The organism is Streptomyces crystallinus (assembly GCF_039521265.1).
In the GTDB taxonomy this organism is placed as follows: Bacteria; Actinomycetota; Actinomycetes; order Streptomycetales; family Streptomycetaceae; genus Streptomyces; species Streptomyces crystallinus.
In genome coordinates, this window is sequence record NZ_BAAACA010000035.1 from 156,700 (window position 1) to 179,890 (window position 23,191).

The 23,191-nt window shown below is 71.8% G+C and carries 19 protein-coding genes; 14 read left to right on the plus strand and 5 right to left on the minus strand.

The window, feature by feature from the left end; genetic code table 11:
• Positions 1-54 precede the first annotated feature (54 nt).
• From ABD236_RS24850 to speB, 3 genes are all read right to left on the minus strand, one after another.
• Complete coding sequence (locus ABD236_RS24850; protein ID WP_344076961.1) at positions 55-1,047, minus strand: serine hydrolase; 993 nt, start codon at positions 1,045-1,047, stop codon at positions 55-57.
• A 175-nt stretch (positions 1,048-1,222) separates the two neighbouring features.
• Entirely contained in the window at positions 1,223-2,905 is a 1,683-nt protein-coding gene (locus ABD236_RS24855; protein ID WP_344076963.1) for a thiamine pyrophosphate-binding protein, read from the minus strand.
• 24 nt (positions 2,906-2,929) lie between these two features.
• The gene (gene speB / locus ABD236_RS24860) at positions 2,930-3,898 is read right to left on the minus strand and encodes an agmatinase (RefSeq protein ID WP_344076965.1); all 969 of its coding nucleotides are present in this window, start codon (positions 3,896-3,898) and stop codon (positions 2,930-2,932) included.
• 157 nt (positions 3,899-4,055) lie between these two features.
• On the opposite strand from speB, the gene ABD236_RS24865 reads away from it, so the two are divergent.
• The 3 genes from ABD236_RS24865 to ABD236_RS24875 all read left to right on the plus strand — a co-directional run bounded on the left by ABD236_RS24865 (position 4,056) and on the right by ABD236_RS24875 (position 7,593).
• The gene (locus ABD236_RS24865; RefSeq protein WP_344076967.1) at positions 4,056-5,489 is read left to right on the plus strand and encodes a PucR family transcriptional regulator; all 1,434 of its coding nucleotides are present in this window, start codon (positions 4,056-4,058) and stop codon (positions 5,487-5,489) included.
• Between the two features lie 89 nt (positions 5,490-5,578).
• A complete protein-coding gene (locus tag ABD236_RS24870; protein ID WP_344076969.1) occupies positions 5,579-6,736 on the plus strand; it encodes an acyl-CoA dehydrogenase family protein in 1,158 nt (385 codons plus the stop codon).
• Positions 6,733-7,593 (plus strand): acyl-CoA thioesterase, encoded by an 861-nt coding sequence (locus ABD236_RS24875; protein WP_344076971.1) that lies wholly within the window; start codon positions 6,733-6,735, stop codon positions 7,591-7,593. The genes ABD236_RS24870 and ABD236_RS24875 overlap by 4 nt, the downstream gene beginning before the upstream one ends.
• A 124-nt stretch (positions 7,594-7,717) precedes the next feature.
• Here the strand turns inward: ABD236_RS24875 and ABD236_RS24880 are convergent, their stop codons facing one another.
• Together ABD236_RS24880 and ABD236_RS24885 are read right to left on the minus strand one after the other, a co-directional pair.
• Positions 7,718-8,497, minus strand: a complete 780-nt coding sequence (locus ABD236_RS24880) for a phosphatase (RefSeq protein WP_344076973.1) — start codon at positions 8,495-8,497, stop codon at positions 7,718-7,720.
• 162 nt (positions 8,498-8,659) lie between these two features.
• The gene (locus ABD236_RS24885) at positions 8,660-9,253 is read right to left on the minus strand and encodes an SACE_7040 family transcriptional regulator (protein WP_344076975.1); all 594 of its coding nucleotides are present in this window, start codon (positions 9,251-9,253) and stop codon (positions 8,660-8,662) included.
• Positions 9,254-9,383: 130 nt separating this feature from the next.
• Here ABD236_RS24885 and ABD236_RS24890 point away from each other — a divergent pair, with 130 nt between their 5' ends.
• The 11 genes from ABD236_RS24890 to ABD236_RS24940 all read left to right on the plus strand — a co-directional run bounded on the left by ABD236_RS24890 (position 9,384) and on the right by ABD236_RS24940 (position 23,124).
• Complete coding sequence (locus tag ABD236_RS24890; protein WP_344076977.1) at positions 9,384-11,015, plus strand: carboxyl transferase domain-containing protein; 1,632 nt, start codon at positions 9,384-9,386, stop codon at positions 11,013-11,015.
• Positions 11,016-11,029: 14 nt separating this feature from the next.
• Positions 11,030-12,982 carry an acetyl-CoA carboxylase biotin carboxylase subunit gene (locus tag ABD236_RS24895; protein ID WP_344077116.1) on the plus strand — a complete coding sequence of 651 codons (1,953 nt, stop codon included), beginning with the start codon at positions 11,030-11,032 and terminating at the stop codon, positions 12,980-12,982.
• Between the two features lie 8 nt (positions 12,983-12,990).
• A complete protein-coding gene (locus ABD236_RS24900) occupies positions 12,991-13,920 on the plus strand; it encodes a hydroxymethylglutaryl-CoA lyase (protein ID WP_344077118.1) in 930 nt (309 codons plus the stop codon).
• 6 nt (positions 13,921-13,926) lie between these two features.
• The gene (locus ABD236_RS24905) at positions 13,927-15,087 is read left to right on the plus strand and encodes an acyl-CoA dehydrogenase family protein (protein WP_344076979.1); all 1,161 of its coding nucleotides are present in this window, start codon (positions 13,927-13,929) and stop codon (positions 15,085-15,087) included.
• 627 nt (positions 15,088-15,714) lie between these two features.
• On the plus strand, positions 15,715-15,891 hold the full coding sequence (locus ABD236_RS24910) for a hypothetical protein (RefSeq protein WP_344076982.1): 177 nt from the start codon (positions 15,715-15,717) through the stop codon (positions 15,889-15,891).
• Positions 15,892-15,991: 100 nt separating this feature from the next.
• Complete coding sequence (locus ABD236_RS24915; protein WP_344076984.1) at positions 15,992-17,026, plus strand: ABC transporter substrate-binding protein; 1,035 nt, start codon at positions 15,992-15,994, stop codon at positions 17,024-17,026.
• Positions 17,027-17,028: 2 nt separating this feature from the next.
• Positions 17,029-17,868, plus strand: coding sequence for a siderophore-interacting protein (locus ABD236_RS24920; RefSeq protein ID WP_344076986.1), 840 nt, complete (start codon positions 17,029-17,031; stop codon positions 17,866-17,868).
• A gap of 220 nt (positions 17,869-18,088) precedes the next feature.
• Positions 18,089-19,534 carry a pyridoxal phosphate-dependent decarboxylase family protein gene (locus ABD236_RS24925; RefSeq protein WP_344076988.1) on the plus strand — a complete coding sequence of 482 codons (1,446 nt, stop codon included), beginning with the start codon at positions 18,089-18,091 and terminating at the stop codon, positions 19,532-19,534.
• The gene (locus ABD236_RS24930) at positions 19,515-20,789 is read left to right on the plus strand and encodes a lysine N(6)-hydroxylase/L-ornithine N(5)-oxygenase family protein (RefSeq protein ID WP_344076990.1); all 1,275 of its coding nucleotides are present in this window, start codon (positions 19,515-19,517) and stop codon (positions 20,787-20,789) included. Before ABD236_RS24925 ends, ABD236_RS24930 begins: the two co-directional genes overlap by 20 nt.
• Positions 20,786-21,349, plus strand: coding sequence for a GNAT family N-acetyltransferase (locus tag ABD236_RS24935; RefSeq protein WP_344076992.1), 564 nt, complete (start codon positions 20,786-20,788; stop codon positions 21,347-21,349). Before ABD236_RS24930 ends, ABD236_RS24935 begins: the two co-directional genes overlap by 4 nt.
• Complete coding sequence (locus ABD236_RS24940; protein WP_344076994.1) at positions 21,346-23,124, plus strand: IucA/IucC family protein; 1,779 nt, start codon at positions 21,346-21,348, stop codon at positions 23,122-23,124. The genes ABD236_RS24935 and ABD236_RS24940 overlap by 4 nt, the downstream gene beginning before the upstream one ends.
• Positions 23,125-23,191 lie beyond the last annotated feature (67 nt).

Here is a 23,191-nt window from a genome sequence, read left to right on the forward strand (position 1 = left end):
GACCCGCCTGCGGTCCCAGGACCGGGCGGGTCTTTCTGGCGTGCCTTGCGGGTCCTAGCGGACCGGGGGCGCCGTGACGAGGTCGCGGCCCGCGGGTGCCTCCGGCACCGGCGGGATGGCCTCGCTGGCCACGGTCGGCCGCTGCCACTTCGGCGGGTGCCAGGGCTTGCCGCCCTCGAAGGGACGGCCGAGGTCGGCGTGGACGGCGCGGGCGACCGCCTCGATGGTGGCGACGCCCTGGTCCATCGAGCTGTTGTCCTCGGTGAGGACGGCCAGGCCGTAGTCGTGGCCGCCGTCGGTGAAGGCGCCGATGCTGTGGACGCGCCAGCCGTGGGTGGCGCGCGGCAGCCAGCCGTTCTTCACCTGGACGGTCGTCCCGCCCTGGACGCCCGCGGGGGTGCCCCAGCGCTGGTCGGAGCGGACCCGGTTCATCAGGCCCAGCTCGTACTCCCGGGCGTCGTCGCTGAGCACCGAGTTGCGCGAGGTCAGCAGCGCGAGCAGCTTGGCCTGGTCGCGGGCGGTGATCCGGGTCAGACCCCAGTAGCCGTCGGAGCCCGGCGTCGTCTGGGTCATCCCGGCGGCCTTGAGGAAGGCCGACACCTTGGAGGTGCCGAGCTGCTTCCAGAGCGTGCTCGTCGAGGCGTTGTCCGACGCGGTGATCATTTTGGTGGCCAGTGCGCGCTCGTCCGAGGTGAGCGAGCGGTGGTGGTTGCCCGCGTCCCACAGGAGCGTGGCCAGCACGGTCGCCTTGACCACGCTCGCGGAGTCGAAGGTGTCGGTCGCCCGCAGCTCGCACTTGGTGTTGGTGGAGCGGTCGTACAGCGCCACGGCCGTCAGCGACGAGCGGCCGCCGAGCGCGGAGGTGATGTCCTTGGACAGCCTGGCGGCGAGACCGGCCTTGGCGGAGGTGCAGCTCACCGTCGTCGCGGCGGCGGCCGGCGCCGCACCCGCGGCCACCGGCGCGAGCACGCCCGCGGCGACCGCCACGGAGAGCGCGCCGCGGCGGGCGCGGCGGGATATCCGGGTTGTGCGGAGTTTTCTGGGCAAAGCGTCCCCGTCCCCTGAAAGTCGTGAGGTGGGCGCGCCTCTGTGGCGCGCCCACCTGAGATGACTAGTCGAGGACGGGAAAGTTGCCTCGCAAAGTCGTTGAACTCTGTCACAGCTCTGTCACTGACAAACACTTACCGACTGATAACAGTCAGATACGGGACAGATCCGGGCGTCACTGATGTGTCGGGGCGAACATCCGCAGGACGGCGGGCAGCACCACGACCGAGGGGCCGGGGGTGTCCAGGGCCTTCTTGAGGTCGGCGGCCAGGGTCTGCGCGGTGGTGCGCGCCGCCGGTACGCCGAACGACTCGGCGAGGGCGACGAAGTCCGGGCCGGTCAGCTCGGTGCCGGTGGTGCGGCCGAAGGCGTCGGTCATGTAGCCGCGCAGGATGCCGTAGCCGCCGTCGTCGACGATGAGCCAGGTGACGTCCAGGTCGTGCTGGCGGGCGGTGGCCAGCTCGGCGATCGAGTACATGGCGCCGCCGTCGCCGGAGACGGCGAGGACGGGGGTGCCGGGTTCGGCGACGGCCGCGCCGAGCGCGGCGGGGAACGCGTAGCCGAGGCCGCCCGCGCCCTGGGCGGAGTGCATGGTGTTGGGGTGCCCGGCGTCGAAGGCGGACCAGGCCCAGTAGCCGAGGACCGTCATGTCCCAGAAGGACGGGGAGCGGGGCGGCAGCGCCGAGCGGATCGAGGCGAGGAGGGACTGCTCCAGCTCCAGGTCCTGGCCGGCGAGGCGGGCCTGGATCTCGGCGAGGACCAGCTGGACGCGGGCCGGGGCGTACGGGTCCCCGCGCTCGCCGACCGTCTCCAGGAGCGCCTGGAGGGCGAGCCGGGCGTCCGCGTGGATGCCGAGGGCGGCGTGGTTGGACTCCAGCTTGCCGAGGTCGGCCTCGATCTGGATCACCCGGCCGCCGGGGAAGAACGTGTGGTAGTTCGAGGACAGCTCCCCCAGGCCCGAGCCGACGACGAGGAGGACGTCGGCGTCCTCCAGGAAGTCGGTCATGTGCCGGTCCTCCAGCCAGGACTGGAGGGAGAGCGGGTGGTGCCAGGGGAAGGCGCCCTTGCCGCCGAAGGTGGTGACCACGGGGGCGTTCAGCCGCTCGGCGAGCCGGCGGAGCTTGCCGGAGGCGTCGGACCGTACGACACCGCCGCCCGCAATGATCACGGGCCGGGCCGCGTGCTCCAGCCAGTGGGCCGCGAGGGCCGTCAGCTCGGGGCGCGGCGCGAGCTCGTGCGGGGTCGCGTCCACACCCGTGACCTGCGGGATCACCGTCTCGGCGCGGAGCACGTCCTCGGGGATCTCCACCCAGACCGGCCCGTGCGGCGCGCTCAGCGCGGACTCCCAGGCGGCCGCGACCGCCGACGGGATCTGGGACGGGGTACGAGCGACGTGCACCGACTTCACGACGTCACGGAAGGACGCCGCCTGGTCGCGCAGCTCGTGCAGATGGCCGCGGCGCCCGCCGCCCAGCCCCTCGGCGGGCACCTGACTGGAGATCGCCACGACCGGGGCGGAGGCGGCGGCCGCCTCCTGGAGGGCGGCCAGCGAGGTGAGCGCGCCGGGGCCGGTGGACAGCAGCAGCGGGGCCGCCTCGCCGGTGATCCGCCCGTAGGCGTCGGCGGCGAAGCCCGCGTTGTTCTCCACCCGCAGCCCGATCAGCCGCAGGTCCGAGCGCCCCACCGCGTCGAAGAGGCCCAGCGCGTGCTGGCCGGGCAGCCCGAAGACGGTGGTGGCGCCGAGGCCGCGCAGGGTCTCCACGACCAGGTCCCCGCCCGTGCGGCCGGGCGGCGGCGCCAGGGCTGCCGCCGTCTGGGCCTCGGTCGGACGGAGCACCAGGTCGTGGTCGTGCGTCACGCTGTACGCGCCCTTCTCGCCGAGTTACTTGGCCTTCGCCGCCGCGATCTGGCGGCTCATGATCGTGGTCAGCTCGTACGCGGTGTGGGAGGCCGCGACCGAGGTGATCTCGGCGTGATCGTACGCCGGGGCGACCTCGACGACGTCGGCCGAGACCAGGTTGCAGGAGGCCAGGCCGCGCAGGATCTCCAGGAGCTCGCGGGAGGTCATGCCGCCCGCCTCCGGGGTGCCGGTGCCGGGGGCGTGCGCCGGGTCGAGGCAGTCGATGTCGATCGAGATGTAGAGCGGGCGGTCGCCGATGCGCTGGCGCAGCTGGTCGGCGATCTCGTCGGCGCCCCGGCGGTAGACGTCGGCCGAGGTGACGATGCCGAAGCCCATCTTCTCGTCGTCGGTCAGGTCCTGCTTGCCGTAGAGCGGGCCGCGGGTGCCGACGTGGGAGAGCGCCTCGGTGTCGAGGATGCCCTCCTCGACCGCGCGGCGGAACGGGGTGCCGTGGGTGTACTCGGCGCCGAAGTAGGTGTCCCAGGTGTCCAGGTGCGCGTCGAAGTGGAGCAGCGCGACCGGGCCGTGCTTCTTGGCGACCGAGCGCAGCAGCGGCAGCGCGATGGTGTGGTCGCCGCCGAGCGTCATCAGCCGGGCGCCGGTGCCGAGCAGGTCGTCGGCGGCGGCCTCGATGGTGTCGACGGCCTCGTTGATGTTGAACGGGTTCACGGCGATGTCGCCGCCGTCCGCGACCTGGGCCAGCGCGAAGGGCGAGGCGTCCTGGGCCGGGTTGTACGGGCGCAGCAGCCGGGAGGCCTCGCGGATGGCGTTGCCGCCGAAGCGGGCGCCGGGGCGGTAGGAGACACCGCTGTCGAAGGGCACACCGACCACGGCGACGTCGGCGGTGCCGACCTCGTCGAGGCGGGGCAGCCGGGCGAAGGTCGCGGGGCCGGCGTACCGCGGGATGCGGGACGAGTCGATCGGACCGCGCGGCTTTTCGTTGCTGCTCATGTGAATTGCCCTTCGTTTCAGCGATTCATGCACTATGTGCGGTTTATTCGGTTCACGCACTTCATGCAGTTCACTACGACGATAGGTGGCCGGGCGGCGACACTGAAGTGTACGTTTCCTCCACTCCGCTCCCCCAGTGATGGATGGACCATCCACCATGCCGGACACCTCCGTCCCACCCACCCCTCCTGTCCCGCTCTCGGCCCTGCTGGCGCGGGCCGACCTCGGGCTGCGGCGGATCGCCGGGCCGGCCGAGGCCGACGTCCACGGGGTGCACGCCTCGGAGATGGCCGACCCGTATCCGTACCTCCTCGGCGGGGAGCTGCTGCTGACGGCGGGCGTGCAGCTCACCGACGCGCGGCGGTTCGCGGCGCGGGTCGCCGAGGCGGGCGCGGCGGCGCTCGGCTTCGGGGTCACGCCGGTGTACGACACGGTCCCGGCGGCGCTGGTCGAGGCGTGCGAGCGACACGGCCTGCCGCTGCTCGAAGTGCCGCCGCCCACCACGTTCAGCGCGATCGCTCGCGCGGTGTGGGATCTGATGACCCGGGCCCGCCACCACGAGCTGCGCCGGGTCGCCCAGGCCCAGCAGGGCCTGGCCGCCGCGGCCGCGCGGCCGGACCCGGTCCCGGCGGTGCTGCACCAGCTCGCGACCCGGCTCGGCGGCTGGGCGGGGCTGCTGGACCCCGAGGGCGAGGTCCTGCGCGCGGCGGGCCGGGAGCCGGCGCCGGGCGCGGCGGCGGCCCTGCGGCGGCTGGCGGCCGTACTGGCCCCGGGCACCCCCGGCTCCCCCGCGTCCGCCACCGACACCGGCGCGGGCGCCCATCTGGCCGCGTACGCGCTGGCCGGGCCGCAGGGGCTGGTGCTCGGCACCGCGACCGAGAAGCGCGAGGCGGGCGACCACACCGTCGCGGGAGTCGCCTGCGTGCTGCTCTCGCTGCTCACGGCGCCCCGCCAGGGCGCCGGTGAGGCCATGCGCTCGGCGGCGCTGGTGCGGCTGCTGCTCGGCGCGGATCCGGCCGAGGTGGCGCCGCTGCTGGGCGAGCCGCCGTGGAGCGTCGTCCACGCGCGCGGGGAGGGCGCCCCGCCCGACCTCGGCAGCCCGCTGGTGGAGGCGGGCGACGGCCACGCGCGCGTGCTCGTCCCCGGCGGGCAGGAGGTCGGCGCGCGCCCCGGCTGGACCCTCGGCGTCAGCGCGCCCGTCCCGGCCGGGGAGCTGGCCGCCGCCGACGCCCAGGCCGGCCGGGCCCTGCGCCGGGCCGAGGCCACCCGCTCGCCGCTGGTGCGCCACCGTCCCGGCGGGTACGCCTCGCTGGTGGACCCCGAGGAGGCCGCCGCCCACGCGCGCGTGCTGCTCGCGCCGCTCACCGAGCCGCTGCTCACCACCCTGCGCGCCTGGCTCTCGCTGCACGGCAGCTGGGACCGTACGGCCACGGCCCTCGGGGTGCACCGCAACACCGTCCGCCAGCGGCTGGCGCGCTGCGCGGCGCTGCTGGACGCGGACCTGGACGACATGGACGTCCGCACCGAGCTGTGGCTCGCGCTGCGCAGTGCGGAAGGACGTGCGCAGGCTCACTCTGGACAGTGCGAGTGACCGCCGGGTAACTTCGTATTTCAAACTCTGAGCAAGCGCTTAGCCATAGCCTGGCCCAAGCCGTCGCCACCGTCAGAAGGAGAGCGTCCGTGCGCCGCACCGTATTCAACGAGGACCACGAGGCGTTCCGGGACACCATCCGGGCCTTCATCGAGGCCGAGGTCGTCCCCGTCTACGACGAGTGGTTCGCCGCCGGCCAGGCGCCGCGCGACTTCTACTACAAGCTCGCCGAGCTCGGCGTCTTCGGCATCCGCGTGGACGAGGAGTTCGGCGGCGCGGGCATCGACTCGTACAAGTTCGAAGCCGTCATGTACGAGGAGACGGCCCGCGCGGGCGTCCAGTTCGGCGGCTCCGGCGTGCATGTGCTGCTCGGCCTGCCGTACATCAAGATGCTCGCCTCCGACGAGCAGAAGAAGCGCTTCCTGCCCAAGTTCGTCTCCGGCGAGGAGATGTGGGCGCTGGCGATGACCGAGCCGGGCACCGGCTCCGACCTCGCGGGCATGAAGACCACCGCCAAGCTCTCCGAGGACGGCACGCACTACGTCCTCAACGGCGCGAAGACCTTCATCACCGGTGGTGTGCACGCCGACCGCGTGATCGTGTGCGCCCGTACCGCCGCCCCCACCGCCGAGGACCGCCGTCACGGCATCTCCCTCTTCGCCGTCGACACCAAGTCCGAGGGCTACTCCATCGGCCGCAAGCTCGACAAGCTCGGCCTGAAGACCTCCGACACCGCCGAGCTGGCGTTCGTCGACGTGAAGGTCCCCGTCGAGGACCTCCTCGGCGAGGAGAACAAGGGCTTCTCCTACCTCGGCCACAACCTCGCCTCCGAGCGCTGGGGCATCGCCTTCGGCGCCTACGCGCAGGCCAAGGCCGCCGTGCGGTTCGCCAAGGAGTACGTCCGGGAGCGCACCGTCTTCGGCAAGCCGGTCGCCCACTTCCAGAACACCAAGTTCGAACTGGCCGCCTGCCAGGCCGAGGTGGACGCCGCCGAGGCGGTCGCCGACCGCGCGCTGGAGGCCCTGGACGCGGGCGAGCTGACCCCGGCCGAGGCCGCCTCCGCCAAGCTGTTCTGCACCGAGGTCGCCCACCGCGTCATCGACAAGTGCCTCCAGCTGCACGGCGGCTACGGCTTCATGAACGAGTACCCCATCGCCCGTCTGTACGCCGACAACCGCGTCAACCGGATCTACGGCGGCACCAGCGAGATCATGAAGACGATCATCGCCAAGGACATGGGTCTGTGACGAAGGCTCTGGATGCCCTGCTCGATCTGCTCGACCTGGAGCAGATCGAGCGGGACTACTTCCGGGGCCGCTCCCGCTCGGCGCTCGTCCCGCGCGTCTTCGGCGGACAGGTGGCGGCCCAGGCGCTGGTCGCCGCGGGCCGCACCGTCCCCGCGGACCGCCTCGCGCACTCCCTGCACGCGTACTTCCTGCGCGCCGGCGACCCGGGCGCGCCGATCGTCTACATGGTCGACCGCATCCGCGACGGCCGCTCCTTCACCACCCGCCGGGTCGTCGCCGTCCAGCACGGCCAGCCGATCTTCCACCTCTCGGCGTCCTTCCAGACGTACGAGGAGGGGCTGGAGCACCAGGCGGACATGCCGCCCGCGCCGGACCCCGAGTCGCTGCCGACGGCGGCCGAGATGCTGCCGCGCCACCTCCCGGCGGACGTCGCCGAGCGTCTGATCGAGGCCCGCGCGGCCGTCGACCTGCGCTACGCCGACGCGCCTCCATGGGCCACCGCCGGCACCCCGCGCGAGCCGCGCTCACAGGTCTGGTTCCGCACGAACGGCAAGCTCGCGGACGACCCGCTGCTGCACATCGTGCTGGCCACGTACGTCTCCGACATGACCCTGCTCGACTCGGTGCTGCTCGCCCACGGCCGGGGCGGCTGGGCGGTCGGCGACGTGGTGGGCGCGTCGCTGGACCACGCGATGTGGTTCCACCGCCCGTTCCGGGCCGACGAGTGGCTCCTGTACGACCAGGAGTCCCCGACGTCCGCGGCGGGCCGTGGCCTGGGCCAGGCCCGCATCTACACCCAGGACGGCCACTTGGCGGTCACGGTGATCCAGGAGGGCGTGGTCAGGGTCCCGCGCTAGGCCTGGCCGCGCGCCTTCCTGGGTCCCCGATGTCCTGGGGCGCCCTATAGGGGCGCGGGGAACTGCGCGACCAGCCCCGCACGGTCCGCACGCGACCACGAGCCCCCGCCCCCACGGCGCGACTTCAGACCAACTCGGCCGCACCCAGCAAGTATTCGATCATCGGCTCGTAGAACCGAGGGTCGACCACGTGGTCGTCCAGCGGCACGGCAACCTGGAGCGTCCCCTCCGCCTCCGCCAGGAACAGCGCGGGATCGTTGCAGTCGGCGTACCCGACCGCGTCGATCCCGCGCTGGGCAGCACACCCGGCCCAGCCGTGATCCGCGACAACCAGATCCGGCAGCGCCCGCCCCTCCCGCTCCAGCGCATCCAGAATCGCCGCCATCGGCGCGGGCGAGTGCGTGTGCCACAGGGACGCGCCGCGCTCGTACAGCGAGACGTCGGCGAACTGGACGACACACCCCTCGTCGGCGAGCACCCCGTCCGGAATCCGCACCACCTCGCACCCCGCCGACCGCAGCGCCGCCGCCGTCCGGCTGTGCACGTCGATGAGCGCCCCCGGGTGCCCGGTCGCGAACAGCACCCGCTCGCGCCCGGCCACGGCCTTGCGCAGCCGCGCCGCCATCCGCTCCAGCGCGTCGACGGTCAGCTCCGGGTCGATGGTGTCCTGCCCCGTGCGGTACTCGGGGTCGTCGACGACCCCGCAGCGCTCGGCCATCACCGCGAGCACGTCCTGCTCGTCGGTCCAGCGCTCACCCAGCTCCAGACCCAGCCAGTAGTGGCGGTCGCCGTTGGCGAGCTTGCGGTAGTGGGAGAGGTTGTTGTCGCGGGGGGTGGCGACGTCTCCGGCGATACGGGTGCGGACGAGGTGGTCGACGAGAGCGGCACGGCTGGGTATCGGCATGCGCCCCATTCTGCCCCGGTGCGGGGCGCCGGGCGCCGTCGTCCGCGCAGTGGACGCACTCCTGACGTACGCCCGCACACACCGGACGCACCGGACACACATCTGACGTACGCCCGCCGTACGCCCACGTACACGCACGAGCGCCTACGCGCGCGTGGCCGCTCAGCCCGCGAGCGCCGCGAACGCCCCGTGCGCCAGCCGCCGCAGCAGCGCCTCCGTGGCGGGGCGCCCCGGCAGCCCGGCCCCGTACGAGCCCAGGTGCGGCGTCGAGTTGAGGAGGCCGAAGACCGCGTGGACGGCGGTCCGGACCTCGGCCTCGGTGCCGTGCGGGTACAGCTCGCGGACGACCGCGACCCACAGCTCCACGTACTGCCGCTGGAGCTGGCGCACCAGCTTGCGGTCGCTCTCGCGCAACCGGTCCAGCTCCCGGTCGTGCAGCGTGATCAGCGCCCGGTCGTCGAGGGCGAAGTCGATGTGGCCGTCAATGAGCGAGCCGAGGACCGCCTCGGGGCCCCCGTCCGCCTCGGCGACCCGCTTGCGGCCGCCGTCGTACAGCCGCCCGCTGATCCCCACCAGCAGCTCCGCCAGCATCGCGTCCTTGCCCGCGAAGTGCCGGTAGAGGCCGGGGCCGCTGATGCCCACCGCCGCGCCTATCTCGTCGACGCCCACTCCGTGGAAGCCGCGCTCGGCGAAGAGGCGCGCGGCCTCGCGCAGGATCTGCTCGCGTCGGGTGGGGGCATCGGTCCGGGTGCTCATGAGAATTCATTCTAGACAACGCGGTTAGCGCTCGTTAACCTGGAGGAAATGAGTTAACGGTCATTAACATCAGGCCGGATCTCACCGGCAGACGCCGGAGGACTTCGTACGGGCAAGGGGGCTCGACACGATGCAGCAGGCACCGGTCCTTGGGAGCGCGGCTGATCCCGCGTCCGAGGCGTGGCGGGCCAACGAGGAGGCGCACCGCGCCCTCGGCGAGGAGCTGCGCGCCAGACTGGCCGCGGCCCGCCTCGGCGGCGGTGAGCGGGCGCGCGAGCGCCATGTCGCGCGCGGCAAGCTGCTGCCGCGCGACCGGGTGGACACCCTGCTCGACCCCGGCTCGCCCTTCCTGGAGCTCGCGCCGCTGGCGGCCGGCGGGATGTACGGGGACCAGGCGCCCGCCGCCGGGGTGATCGCCGGGATCGGGCGGGTCAGCGGCCGCGAGTGCGTGATCGTGGCCAACGACGCCACGGTCAAGGGCGGCACGTACTACCCGATGACGGTGAAGAAGCACCTGCGCGCCCAGGAGGTGGCCCTGGAGAACCGGCTGCCGTGTCTGTACCTGGTGGACTCCGGCGGCGCCTTCCTGCCGATGCAGGACGAGGTCTTCCCCGACCGCGACCACTTCGGTCGGATCTTCTACAACCAGGCCCGGATGTCCGGCGCCGGGATCCCGCAGATCGCGGCGGTCCTCGGCTCCTGCACGGCGGGCGGGGCCTATGTCCCGGCGATGAGCGACGAGGCCGTGATCGTCCGCGGCCAGGGCACGATCTTCCTCGGCGGCCCCCCGCTGGTGAAGGCCGCCACCGGCGAGGTCGTCACCGCCGAGGAGCTCGGCGGCGGCGAGGTCCACTCGCGCACCTCCGGCGTCACCGACCACCTCGCCGAGGACGACGCGCACGCGCTGCGGATCGTGCGCAACATCGTGGCCACCCTCCCCGCGCGCGGCGAGCTCCCCTGGAGCGTGGAGCCGGTCGAGGAGCCCAAGGTCGACCCCTTCGGGCTGTACGGGGCGGTCCCGGTCGATTCGCGCACGCCGTACGACGTCCGCGAGGTCATCGCGCGCGTGGTCGACGGCTCGCGCTTCCAGGAGTTCAAGGCCGAGTTCGGCCAGACGCTGGTCACCGGCTTCGCCCGGATCCACGGCCACCCGGTCGGCATCGTCGCCAACAACGGCATCCTGTTCTCCGAGTCCGCCCAGAAGGGCGCCCACTTCATCGAGCTGTGCGACCAGCGCGGCATCCCGCTGGTCTTCCTCCAGAACATCTCGGGCTTCATGGTCGGCAGGGACTACGAGGCGGGAGGCATCGCCAAGCACGGCGCCAAGATGGTCACCGCCGTCGCCTGCACCCGCGTCCCCAAGCTGACGGTCGTGGTCGGCGGGTCGTACGGGGCGGGGAACTACTCGATGTGCGGCCGGGCCTACTCGCCCCGCTTCCTGTGGATGTGGCCCAACGCCAAGATCTCGGTGATGGGCGGCGAGCAGGCCGCCTCGGTGCTGGCCACCGTCAAGCGCGACCAGCTGGAGGGGCGCGGCGAGTCCTGGCCCGCCGAGGACGAGGAGTCCTTCAAGGACCCCATCCGCGCCCAGTACGACCAGCAGGGCAACGCCTACTACGCGTCGGCCCGGCTGTGGGACGACGGGGTGATCGACCCGATGGAGACCCGCCAGGTCCTCGGGCTCGCCCTCACGGCCTGCGCCAACGCCCCCCTCCCCCAGCGGGACTACTCGGCGCCCGGCTTCGGCGTCTTCCGGATGTGAGGCGGACCATGACGATGTTCGACACAGTCCTCGTCGCCAACCGGGGCGAGATCGCGGTCCGCGTCATCCGCACCCTGCGCGCCCTCGGGGTGCGCTCGGTCGCGGTGTTCAGCGACGCGGACGCGGACGCCCGCCATGTGCGCGAGGCCGACACGGCCGTACGGATCGGCCCCGCGGCCGCGTCCGAGAGCTATCTCTCCATCGACCGGCTCCTGGAGGCCGCCGCCAGGAGCGGCGCCCAGGCCGTCCACCCGGGCTACGGCTTCCTCGCCGAGAACGCCGGCTTCGCGCGCGCGTGCGCCGAGGCGGGCCTGGTCTTCATCGGGCCCCCGGCGGACGCGATCTCCCTGATGGGCGACAAGATCCGGGCCAAGGAGACCGTGAAGGCGGCCGGTGTCCCGGTGGTGCCGGGCTCCTCGGGCAGCGGCCTGAGCGACGGCCAACTGGCCGACGCGGCGCGCGAGATCGGGATGCCGGTGCTGCTGAAGCCCAGCGCGGGCGGCGGCGGCAAGGGCATGCGGCTGGTCCGCGAGGAGGCGGCGCTCGCCGACGAGATCGCGGCCGCCCGGCGTGAGGCCCGCGCCTCCTTCGGCGACGACACCCTCCTGGTGGAACGGTGGATCGACCGCCCCCGCCACATCGAGATCCAGGTCCTGGCGGACGGCCACGGCAACGTGGTCCACCTGGGCGAGCGCGAGTGCTCCCTCCAGCGCCGCCACCAGAAGATCATCGAGGAGGCCCCCTCGGTCCTGCTCGACGAACGGACCCGGGCCGCGATGGGCGAGGCGGCGGTCCAGGCGGCCCGCTCCTGCGGCTACGCGGGCGCGGGCACGGTGGAGTTCATCGTCCCGGGCAACGACCCGTCCTCGTACTACTTCATGGAGATGAACACCCGCCTCCAGGTCGAGCACCCGGTCACCGAGCTCATCACGGGCCTCGACCTGGTGGAGTGGCAGGTGCGGGTCGCCTCCGGCGAGGAACTGCCGTTCGGGCAGGGCGACATCACCCTGACCGGCCACGCCGTCGAGGCCCGGATCTGCGCCGAGGACCCCGCGCGCGGCTTCCTGCCCTCGGGGGGCACGGTCCTGGCGCTGCGCGAACCGCAGGGCGAGGGGGTGCGCACCGACTCGGGCCTGAGCGAGGGCACCGAGGTCGGCAGCCTCTACGACCCGATGCTGTCCAAGGTCATCGCGTACGGCCCGGACCGCGCCACCGCGCTGCGCCGGCTGCGTGCCGCGCTGGCCGACACGGTCACCCTGGGCGTCCCCACCAACGCGGGCTTCCTGCGCCGCCTGCTGGCGCACCCGGCCGTGGTCGCGGGCGACCTGGACACGGGCCTGGTGGAGCGCGAGGCGGACGGCCTGGTGCCGGACGGGGTGCCCGAGGAGGTCTACGCGGCGGCGGCCCTGGTGCGCCAGGAGGGGCTGCGGCCCGCGGCCACGGGCGGGTGGCTGGACCCGTTCGCGGTGCCGAGCGGCTGGCGCATGGGTGGCGAACCGGCGCCCCTGGCCTTCCCGTTCCGCGTACCGGGACTCGAACCCGTCACCCACACCGTGCGCGGCAAGGCGGCCGGGCGGATCGCCCCCGGCCAGGTCTCCGTAGAGCTCGACGGCCTCACCCACACCTTCACCACCGCCCCCTCCCCGGAGGGGACCTGGCTGGGGCGGGACGGCGACAGCTGGCACGTGCTCGACCACGACCCCGTGGCGGCGAGCCTCACCGGCGCCGGGCACGGCGGCGCGGACACCCTGGCCGCCCCGATGCCCGGCACCGTCACCGTGGTCAAGGTGGCGGTCGGGGACGAGGTCGCGGCCGGTCAGAGCCTGCTGGTGGTCGAGGCGATGAAGATGGAGCACGTCATCTCCGCCCCGCACGCCGGCACCGTCACCGAGCTGGACGTCTCCCCCGGCTCGACCGTGGCCATGGACCAGGTCCTGGCCGTGGTGACCCCGAAGGAGGACCAGTGACGCTCCCCATGGTCGTTCCGGCGCGGGACCTGCCCGCCTCGGTGCGGATCCACGAGGTGGGGGCCCGCGACGGCCTCCAGAACGAGAAGGCGGTCGTCCCCACCGAGATCAAGGCGGAGTTCATCCACCGCCTGGCGCAGGCGGGCCTGACCACGATCGAGGCGACCAGCTTCGTGCACCCCAAGTGGGTGCCCCAACTGGCGGACGCCGAGCGCCTGTTCCCCATGCTCGACGGCCTCCAGGGGGTGGCCCTGCCGGTCCTGGTCCCCAACGAGCGGGGTCTGGACCGGGCCCTCGCACTCGGCGCCGACCGGATCGCGGTCTTCGCCAGCGCCACGGAGTCGTTCGCCAAGGCCAATCTGAACCGTACGGTGGACGAGTCGCTCCAGATGTTCGCGCCGGTCGTGGCCCGTGCCAAGGAGCAGGGCGGCCACGTCCGGGGCTATCTGTCGATGTGCTTCGGCGACCCGTGGGAGGGAGCCGTCCCCGTCCACCAGGTCGTCCGCGTCGCCAAGTCGCTGATGGACCTGGGCTGTGACGAGCTGAGCCTCGGCGACACGATCGGGGTCGCCACCCCGGCGCATGTGCGGAGCCTGCTCGCGGCCCTGAACGAGGAGGGCGTGCCGACCTCCGCGATCGGGGTGCACTTCCACGACACGTACGGCCAGGCGCTCTCCAACACCTTCGCCGCGCTCCAGCACGGCGTGCGTACGGTCGACGCCTCGGCGGGCGGCCTGGGCGGCTGCCCCTACGCCAAGTCCGCCACCGGAAACCTCGCCACCGAAGACCTCGTGTGGATGCTCCAGGGCCTCGGTGTCGACACCGGGGTCGACCTCGGCAGGCTCACCGCCACCAGCGTGTGGCTCGCCGAGCAGCTGGGACGGCCGAGCCCGTCCCGCACCGTCCGCGCCCTCTCCCCCGACTCCCACAAGGAGTGACCCCCCATGTCCCTTGACCACCGGCTCTCCGAAGAGCACGAAGAACTCCGCCGTACGGTCGAGGAGTTCGCGCACGACGTCGTCGCCCCGAAGATCGGCGACTTCTACGAGCGCCATGAGTTCCCGTACGAGATCGTCCGCGAGATGGGCCGCATGGGTCTGTTCGGGCTGCCCTTCCCCGAGGAGTACGGGGGCATGGGCGGCGACTATCTCGCCCTCGGCATCGCCCTGGAGGAGCTGGCGCGGGTCGACTCGTCGGTCGCCATCACCCTGGAGGCGGGGGTCTCGCTGGGCGCGATGCCGGTGTTCCGGTTCGGCACGGAGGAGCAGAAGCGGGAGTGGCTGCCCCGGCTGTGCTCCGGCGAGCTGCTGGGCGCGTTCGGTCTGACCGAGCCGGACTGCGGCTCGGACGCGGGCGGCACGCGCACGACGGCGGTGCGCGACGGCGACGAGTGGGTCATCAACGGCACCAAGTGCTTCATCACCAACTCCGGTACGGACATCACGGGTCTGGTGACGGTGACGGCAGTGACCGGCCGCAAGCCCGACGGCCGCCCGCTGATCTCCTCGATCATCGTCCCGTCCGGCACGCCGGGCTTCACGGTGGCGGCGCCGTACTCGAAGGTGGGGTGGAACGCCTCGGACACCCGCGAGCTGTCCTTCGCGGACGTCCGCGTCCCGGTGGCCAACCTCCTGGGCGAGGAGGGCCGGGGCTACGCCCAGTTCCTGCGCATCCTCGACGAGGGCCGCGTCGCCATCTCGGCGCTGGCCACGGGGTTGGCGCAGGGCTGTGTCGACGAGTCGGTGAAGTACGCCCAGGAGCGCCACGCGTTCGGCCGCCCCATCGGGGACAACCAGGCGATCCAGTTCAAGATCGCCGACATGGAGATGCGCGCGCACATGGCCCGCGTGGGCTGGCGCGACGCGGCGTCCCGCCTGGTGAGCGGCGAGCCCTTCAAGAAGGAGGCGGCGCTGGCGAAGCTGTACTCGTCGACGGTGGCGGTGGACAACGCGCGTGACGCGACGCAGATCCATGGCGGGTACGGGTTCATGAACGAGTACCCGGTCGCCCGGATGTGGCGGGACTCCAAGATCTTGGAGATCGGGGAGGGGACGAGTGAGGTGCAGCGCATGCTGATCGCCAGGGAGCTGGGCCTGCCGGCGTAGCCGTGTGATGTGCCCGGACTTCGTCTGCGGCTGAGTGGTGGGCTGGCCGCGCAGTTCCCCGCGCCCCTGTTGCGCCCGGCCTTCGTCTGCGGGTGTGTGGTGGGTTGCTCGCGCAGTTCCCCGCGCCCCTAGGGTAGTTCGTCGACTGCGGGCCGGTGGCCGCTTCTCGCGCAGTTCCCCGCGCCCCTTGGGGGTTGCGGTCGGCCGGCGAGTTCCAGCTCAGCCACAGACCTTCAGGGGCCCCGGTCACCCAACGAACCCAGCTCAGCCGTAGTCCTTTAGGGGCGCGGGGAACTGCGCGAGTAACCGGCCACCGGCCCGCAGGTGAAAGCGGGTCTCGGGGTCACGGGGCCCGCCCGAGGGGCCGGACTGCCTAGGGGCGCGGGGAACTGCGCGAGCAGCCCACCACTCACCCGCAGACAAAGCACGGTCCGCGGACGAACCTGCGGGCGCAGGGGTCGCAGGCGCCGCGAAGGGGGCCGGGGGTGTAACCCCCGGGAAAGCGGCTCAACCCACGCCCGCCCCCGGAGGGTTAAGGGAACGGGCGGGGTGGGGGATATCGCTCGAAGGGGTGGCCCGGGGGCGTACGGCAACCCCGAAGCCGTCCCCACCCCCACCCTGAACCCCGTGACCCCACCCACCTGCCCCGCCTGCCCCACCCGCCCACCCCTGTGGAAGGACACCTCCACCACGGCCCCGGGCGCCGCGGACCACTGGCACTGGCACTGTGCCGCCTGCCGCACCCTCTACGAACCCACCGCGTCCCACAAAGTCCGCTTCACGTACGCCCCGCTGCGGCGGTGAGCAAGGACCGGGAGACCCCTCTACAGATCCTTGTGAGGTTAGGCTAACCTACCCAGGAACTGCCAGAGGCCGACCCAGGCACGTACGAAAGCGGATCGTCATGCCCATTTCCCGATCGTCCCACCTCTCCCGCCGAGGCCTGCTGGCCGCCGGCGGCGCCATCGGCCTCGGCGCCGCGCTGGCCGCCTGTGGAGACAGCGACGACGACAAGAAAAAGGGCGACGCGGACAAGACCGCCGGGAAGTCCGGCCCCTGGTCCTTCAAGGACGACCGCGGCAAGACCGCGCAGTCCAAGTCCACCCCCAAGACCATCGTGGCCTTCACCGGCACCGCCGCCGCCCTCCACGACTACGGCGTCGAGGTGAAGGCCGTGTTCGGCCCGACCAAGACGAAGGACGGCAAGCCGGACGTCCAGGCGGGCGACCTCGACATCAACAAGGTCGAGATCCTCGGCAACGTCTGGGGCGAGTTCAGCGTCGAGAAGTACGCGGCCCTCGCGCCCGACCTGCTCGTCACGGACATGTGGGAGAAGGACGCCCTCTGGTACGTGCCGGACAACAGCAAGGACAAGATCCTCAAGCTGGCTCCGAGCGTCGCCCTGTGGGCCGCCCAGCTGAGCATGCCGGCCGCGCTCCAGCGCCGCGCCGACCTCGCCGCCTCCCTCGGCGCCGACCTCAAGGCCGCCAAGGTCACCCAGGCCAAGGACCGCTTCGAGAAGGCCGCCGCCCGGCTGAGGGCCGCCACCAAGGCCAACCCCAACGTCACGGTGATGATCGGCTCCGCCAGCGCCGACCTCTTCTACGTCTCCGCGCCCAAGACCTCCGCCGACACCGCGTACTTCCAGGAGCTGGGCGTCAGGTTCGTCGAGCCGAAGGTCAACGCGCAGGGCTTCTTCGAGGAGCTCAGCTGGGAGAACGTCGGCAAGTACAAGGCCGACGTGATCATGATGGACAACCGCTCCACGGCCCTTCAGCCCGACGCCCTGAAGTCCAAGCCCACCTGGACCGGCCTGCCCGCCGTCAAGGCCGGCCAGATCACCCCCCGCACCACCGAGCCGATCTACTCGTACGACAAGTGCGCCCCGATCCTCGAAACCCTCGCCAAGGCCATCGAGACCGCGAAGAAGGTTGCCTGACCATGACGCTGACAGCCGAGACCGCCACCGTCCCCTTCCGTCTCTTCGATCTGAGCGTGGTACGGACCCGGCGGCTCGGCCCGTCGCTGGTCAGGATCACCTTCGGCGGCGAGCAGTTGGCGTACTTCGAGGGTGGCGGCCGGGACCAGAGCCTCTCGCTCTTCCTGCCGCACCCCGGCCAGGACGCGCCCGTACTGCCGCTCACCCAGAACCCGGAGACCTGGTTCGCGGACTACCGGGCGCTGCCGGACGACGTACGGGCGGTGATGCGCTCGTACACCCTGCGCGAGCAGCGGCGTGACCCCGACGAGGTCGACATCGACTTCGCGCTCCACGAGGACGGCGGTCCGGCGTGCCGCTGGGCCGCGCGCGCCGAGCCCGGGGACCGTGTGGCGGTCCTCGGTCCGGCGGTCGCCGACAACACGGCGGTACGGTTCCGGCCGCCGGCCGGTACGGACGCGGTCGTGCTCTGGGGCGACGAGACCGCGCTGCCCGCCGTCTCCGCCATCCTGGAGTGGCTGCCCGCCGGTACGCACGCGCGGGTGTGGCTCGAAGTGCCGTTCAGCGGGGACCGGATGGCGCTGCCCACGGCGGCGGAAGCGGACATCACCTGGCTGGTGAAGGAGGAGGGCGCGCCCTCCGTCCTCGACGCGGTGCGGGCGGAGCCCGCGCTGCCGGGTGTCGACCCGTATGTGTGGATCGCCGGGGAGGCCTCCACCATGCGCGAGCTGCGGCGGCACTTCGTGAATGAGCGTCATGTCGACCGCAGGAACGTCACTTTCGTGGGGTACTGGCGTCGCGGGCGCTCCGAGGACCAGTTGCGCGAGGAAGAGGCGGCGTAGGCCGGTTGCGCGGCTGCGGCTGGGTGGTGGGCTGGTCGCGCCCGCGCGGCGGAGCCGCACATGTCACAGCCCCGCGCCCCTGACGGGGCTGCGCCCAGGGGGCGAGGCACTGTTGAGATCAAAGTTAGGTTAGGCTAACCTTACTTCGAGATCGCGGTCCTCGCCCCCTTCCTTTCTGCCCGGAGGGCCCGACGAAGTCCCCGATCCGGGAGGACAGTTCATGCGCTCGCACCTGCTCAATGACACGACGGCGGAGAGCTACCGGCGCTCCGTGACCGAGGGAGTCGAGCGGGTGGCGTCGAAACTCGCCGCGACCCGGCGCCCGTTCACGGGCGCGGGCGTCGAGGACATCGCCCCGCTCATCGACCGCGTCGACCTCGACCGGCCACTGGGCGACACCTCCGCCGTCCTGGACGAGCTGGAGGACGTGTATCTGCGCGACGCCGTCTACTTCCACCACCCCCGCTACCTGGGCCACCTCAACTGCCCGGTGGTCATCCCCGCCGTCCTCGGCGAAGCGGTCCTCTCGGCCGTCAACTCCTCGCTCGACACCTGGGACCAGAGCGCCGGCGGCACCCTCATCGAGCGCCGTCTGATCGACTGGACCGCCGGGCGCGTCGGCTACGGCCCGGCCGCCGACGGGGTGTTCACCAGCGGCGGCAGCCAGTCCAACCTCCAGGCGCTGCTGCTCGCCCGCGAGGAGGCCAAGACCGAGGACCTGGCGAAGCTGCGGATCTTCTCCTCCGAGTGCAGCCACTTCAGCGTCCAGAAGTCCGCGCAGCTGCTCGGTCTCGGCCGGTCCGCCGTGGTGTCGATCCCCTGCGACCACGACAAGCGGATGCAGACCGTGGCGCTGGCCCGCGCCCTGGAGCGGTGCGCCGCCGAGGGCAATGTGCCCATGGCCGTCGTCGCCACCGCCGGCACCACCGACTTCGGCTCCCTCGACCCGCTGCCGGAGATCGCCGAGCTGTGCGAGCGGTACGGCGCCTGGTTCCATGTCGACGCCGCGTACGGCTGCGGGCTGCTCGTCTCGCCGACCCGCCGTCACCTCCTCAACGGCATCGAGCACGCCGACTCGGTCACCGTGGACTACCACAAGTCCTTCTTCCAGCCGGTCAGTTCCAGCGCGATCCTGGTCAAGGACGGCAGCACGCTGCGGCACGCCACGTACCACGCGGACTACCTCAACCCGCGCCGGGCCGCCGAGGAGCGCATCCCCAACCAGGTCGACAAGTCCCTCCAGACCACCCGCCGCTTCGACGCCCTGAAGCTCTGGATGACGCTGCGCACGATGGGCGCCGACGGCATCGGCTCGCTCTTCGACGAGGTGTGCGACCTGGCCGTCCAGGGCTGGCGGCTGCTCGCCGCCGACCCGCGCTACGACGTGGTCGTCGAGCCCACGCTGTCCACCCTGGTCTTCCGCTACATCCCGGACGCCGTCACCTCGCCCGCCGAGATCGACCGCGCCAACCTCTACGCCCGCAAGGCGCTGTTCGCGTCCGGCGAGGCGGTCGTCGCCGGCACCAAGACCGGCGGGCGCCAGTACCTGAAGTTCACCCTGCTCAACCCCGAGACGACGGCCGGTGACATCGCCGCCGTCCTCGATCTGATCGCCGGCCACGCCGAGCAGTACCTGGGAGAGAACCTTGTCCACGCAGCCTCGTGAGCCGTACGACTTCATCGGGATCGGCCTCGGGCCCTTCAACCTGGGCCTGGCGTGTCTGACCGAGCCGGTCGACGAGCTCAGCGGCCTCTTCCTGGAGACCAAGCCGGACTTCGAGTGGCACTCGGGGATGTTCCTGGAGGGCGCCCACCTCCAGACCCCCTTCATGTCGGACCTGGTCACCCTGGCCGACCCGACCTCGCCGTACTCCTTCCTCAACTACCTGAAGGAGTCGGGCCGGCTCTACTCGTTCTACATACGCGAGAACTTCTACCCGCTGCGCACCGAGTACAACGACTACTGCCGCTGGGCCGCCGGGAAGCTCTCCTCGATCCGCTTCAACCAGACGGTGAAGACGGTGACGTACGAGGACGAGGTGTACGTCGTACGCACCGAGGACGGCTCCGAGTTCCGCGCCCGGCGGCTGGTCCTTGGCACCGGCACCCCGCCGTTCGTCCCGGAGCCCTGCCAGGGCCTGGGCGGCGACTATCTGCACAATTCCCGCTATCTGGACCACAAGGAGGCGCTCCAGAAGAAGGAGTCGATCACCCTGGTGGGCAGCGGGCAGTCGGCGGCGGAGATCTACTACGACCTGCTGAGCGAGATCGACGTCCACGGCTACCGGCTGAACTGGGTCACCCGCTCACCGCGCTTCTTCCCCCTCGAATACACCAAGCTGACGCTGGAGATGACCTCGCCGGAGTACGTGGACTACTTCCACGCGCTGCCCGAGTCGACGCGCTACCGCCTGGAGTCGCAGCAGAAGGGCCTGTTCAAGGGCATCGACTCGGAGCTCATCGACGCGATCTTCGACCTGCTCTACCAGAAGAGCCTCAAGGGCCCGGTCGGGACGCGACTGCTCACCAACTCCTCCCTGAACGCCGCCAGCTACGACACCACGACCGGTACGTACACCCTGGGGCTGCGCCAGGAGGAGCAGGAGAAGGACTACACCCTGGACACCCAGGGCCTGGTCCTGGCCACCGGCTACAAGTACGCCGAGCCCGAGTTCCTGAAGCCCGTCGCCGACCGGATCAAGCGGGACGGCCACGGCCGGTTCGACGTGGCGCGCAACTACGCCGTCGACGTCAACGGCCGCGAGATCTTCCTCCAGAACGCCGCCGTGCACACCCACTCGATCACCTCGCCCGACCTGGGCATGGGCGCCTACCGCAACGCGTACATCATCGGCGAGCTGCTCGGCCGCGAGCACTACCCGGTCGAGAAGTCCATCGCCTTCCAGGAGTTCGCCGTATGAGCACCACCCACATATCCCCCGGCGTCGGCACCTTCACGGTCCGCGCCCTCGACCCGCTCAAGGACGCCGAGCTGCTGCACGGCTGGGTCACCCACCCCAAGGCCGCGTTCTGGATGATGCAGGACGCGAGACTGGAGGACGTCGAGCGGGCGTACATGGAGATCGCCGCCGACGAGCACCACCACGCGCTGCTGGGACTGCACGACGGGGAGCCCGCCTTCCTGATGGAGAAGTACGACCCGGCCCACCGCGAGCTGGTCGGGCTCTACGAGCCGGAGCCCGGCGACGTCGGTATGCACTTCCTGGTCGCGCCGACCGGGGCGCCGATCCACGGCTTCACCCGGGCCGTCATCACCGCCGTGATGGCGCACCTCTTCGAGGACCCGGCGACCCGGCGGGTCGTCGTGGAGCCCGACGTCGGCAACAAGGCCGTCCACGCGCTCAACGCGGCCGTCGGCTTCGAGGTCGTCGGGGAGATCACCAAGCCGGAGAAGAGGGCGCTGCTGAGCGTCTGCACACGCGCCGCGTTCGAGGCGGCGACCGAGGGAGCGGCCCGATGACGACGACCACCGACATCGCGGTCCCCCACCTCACCCCCGAGCTGTGGGCGCGCGCCAACCGGCTGCTGATCCGCAAGGCGCTGGCCGAGTTCGCCCACGAGCGGCTGCTGAAGCCGGTGCCGCTGGGCGAGGACCGCTACCGCGTGCACAGCGACGACGGCACGGTGGAGTACCGCTTCACGGCCGCGCTGTACGCCCTCGACCACTGGCAGGTCGACCCGGAGTCGGTGACGCGGCACGGCGCCGAGGGCCCGCTGCCGCTGGACGCCCTCGACTTCTTCATCGAGCTGCGCGCCACGCTGGGCCTGAGCGACGAGATCCTGCCGGTGTACCTGGAGGAGATCTCCTCCACGCTCTCCGGTACGGCGTACAAGCTCACCAAGGAGCAGATCCCGGCGGCCGAGCTCGCCCGGTCGGACTTCCAGGCGATCGAGACGGGGATGACCGAGGGGCACCCGTGCTTCGTCGCCAACAACGGGCGGCTCGGGTTCGGTGTGCACGAGTACGCGGCGTACGCGCCGGAGGCCGCCTCTCCCATCCAGCTGATCTGGCTGGCGGCGCGGCGCGACCGGGCGACCTTCACCTCGGGCGCGGGCCTGGACTACGAGACGCTGATCGAGGCGGAGCTGGGCACCGCGACGCTGGAGCGCTTCGCCGCGACGCTGGCGGCCCGGGGTCTGGACCTCGCGGACTACCAGCTGCTGCCGGTGCACCCCTGGCAGTGGTGGAACAAGCTGTCGGTGACGTTCGCGGCGGAGGTGGCGCAGGACAGACTGGTGCCGCTGGGCGTCGGCGACGACAGCTATCTGGCCCAGCAGTCGATCCGTACGTTCTTCAACACGTCGGACCCGACGAAGCACTATGTGAAGACCGCCCTCTCGGTCCTCAACATGGGCTTCATGCGCGGCCTCTCGGCGGCGTACATGGAGGCGACGCCGGCGATCAACGACTGGCTGGCGGGGCTGGTGGAGCGCGACTCCGTGCTCCAGGCGGCCCGGTTCTCGATCATCCGCGAGCGGGCGGCGATCGGCTACCACCACCGCCAGTACGAGCGGGCCACCGACCGCTACTCGCCCTACCGCAAGATGCTGGCGGCGCTGTGGCGCGAGAGCCCGGTGCCGACCCTGGCGCCGGGTGAGCGGCTCGCCACGATGGCGTCGCTGCTGCACGTCGACGGCGCCGGGGCGTCGTTCGCGGGCGCGCTGATCGCGGAGTCCGGGGTGGGGGCGACGGAGTGGCTGCGCCGCTACCTGGACGCCTACCTCGTCCCGGTCCTGCACTCCTTCTACGCCTACGACCTGGTCTACATGCCGCACGGCGAGAACGTGATCCTGGTGCTCGCGGCCGACGGCACGGTCTCGCGGGCGATCTTCAAGGACATCGCCGAGGAGATCGCGGTGATGGACCCCGACGCGGTCCTCCCCCCGGCCGTGGAGCGGATCCGGGCGGACGTCCCCGACGACATGAAGCTGCTGTCCGTCTTCACGGACGTCTTCGACTGCTTCTTCCGCTTCCTGAACGCGACGCTGGTGAGCGAGGGGGTGCTGGAGGAGGCGGAGTTCTGGGACGCGGTGTCGTCGTGCGTCACGTCCTACCAGGCGTCGGTGCCGGAGCTCGCCGACAAGTTCAAGCAGTACGACATGTTCGCGCCGGAGTTCGCGCTGTCGTGCCTGAACCGGTTGCAGCTGCGGAACAACCGCCAGATGGTGGACCTGACGGATCCGTCGGGGGCGCTGCAACTCGTGGGCACGCTGAGCAACCCGCTGGCGGTCTGATCCCCGGCCCGGCCTCGGGCCCGGCGCAGAAGGTCAACTGCCAGCTCACGTACACCTGATGGAACAA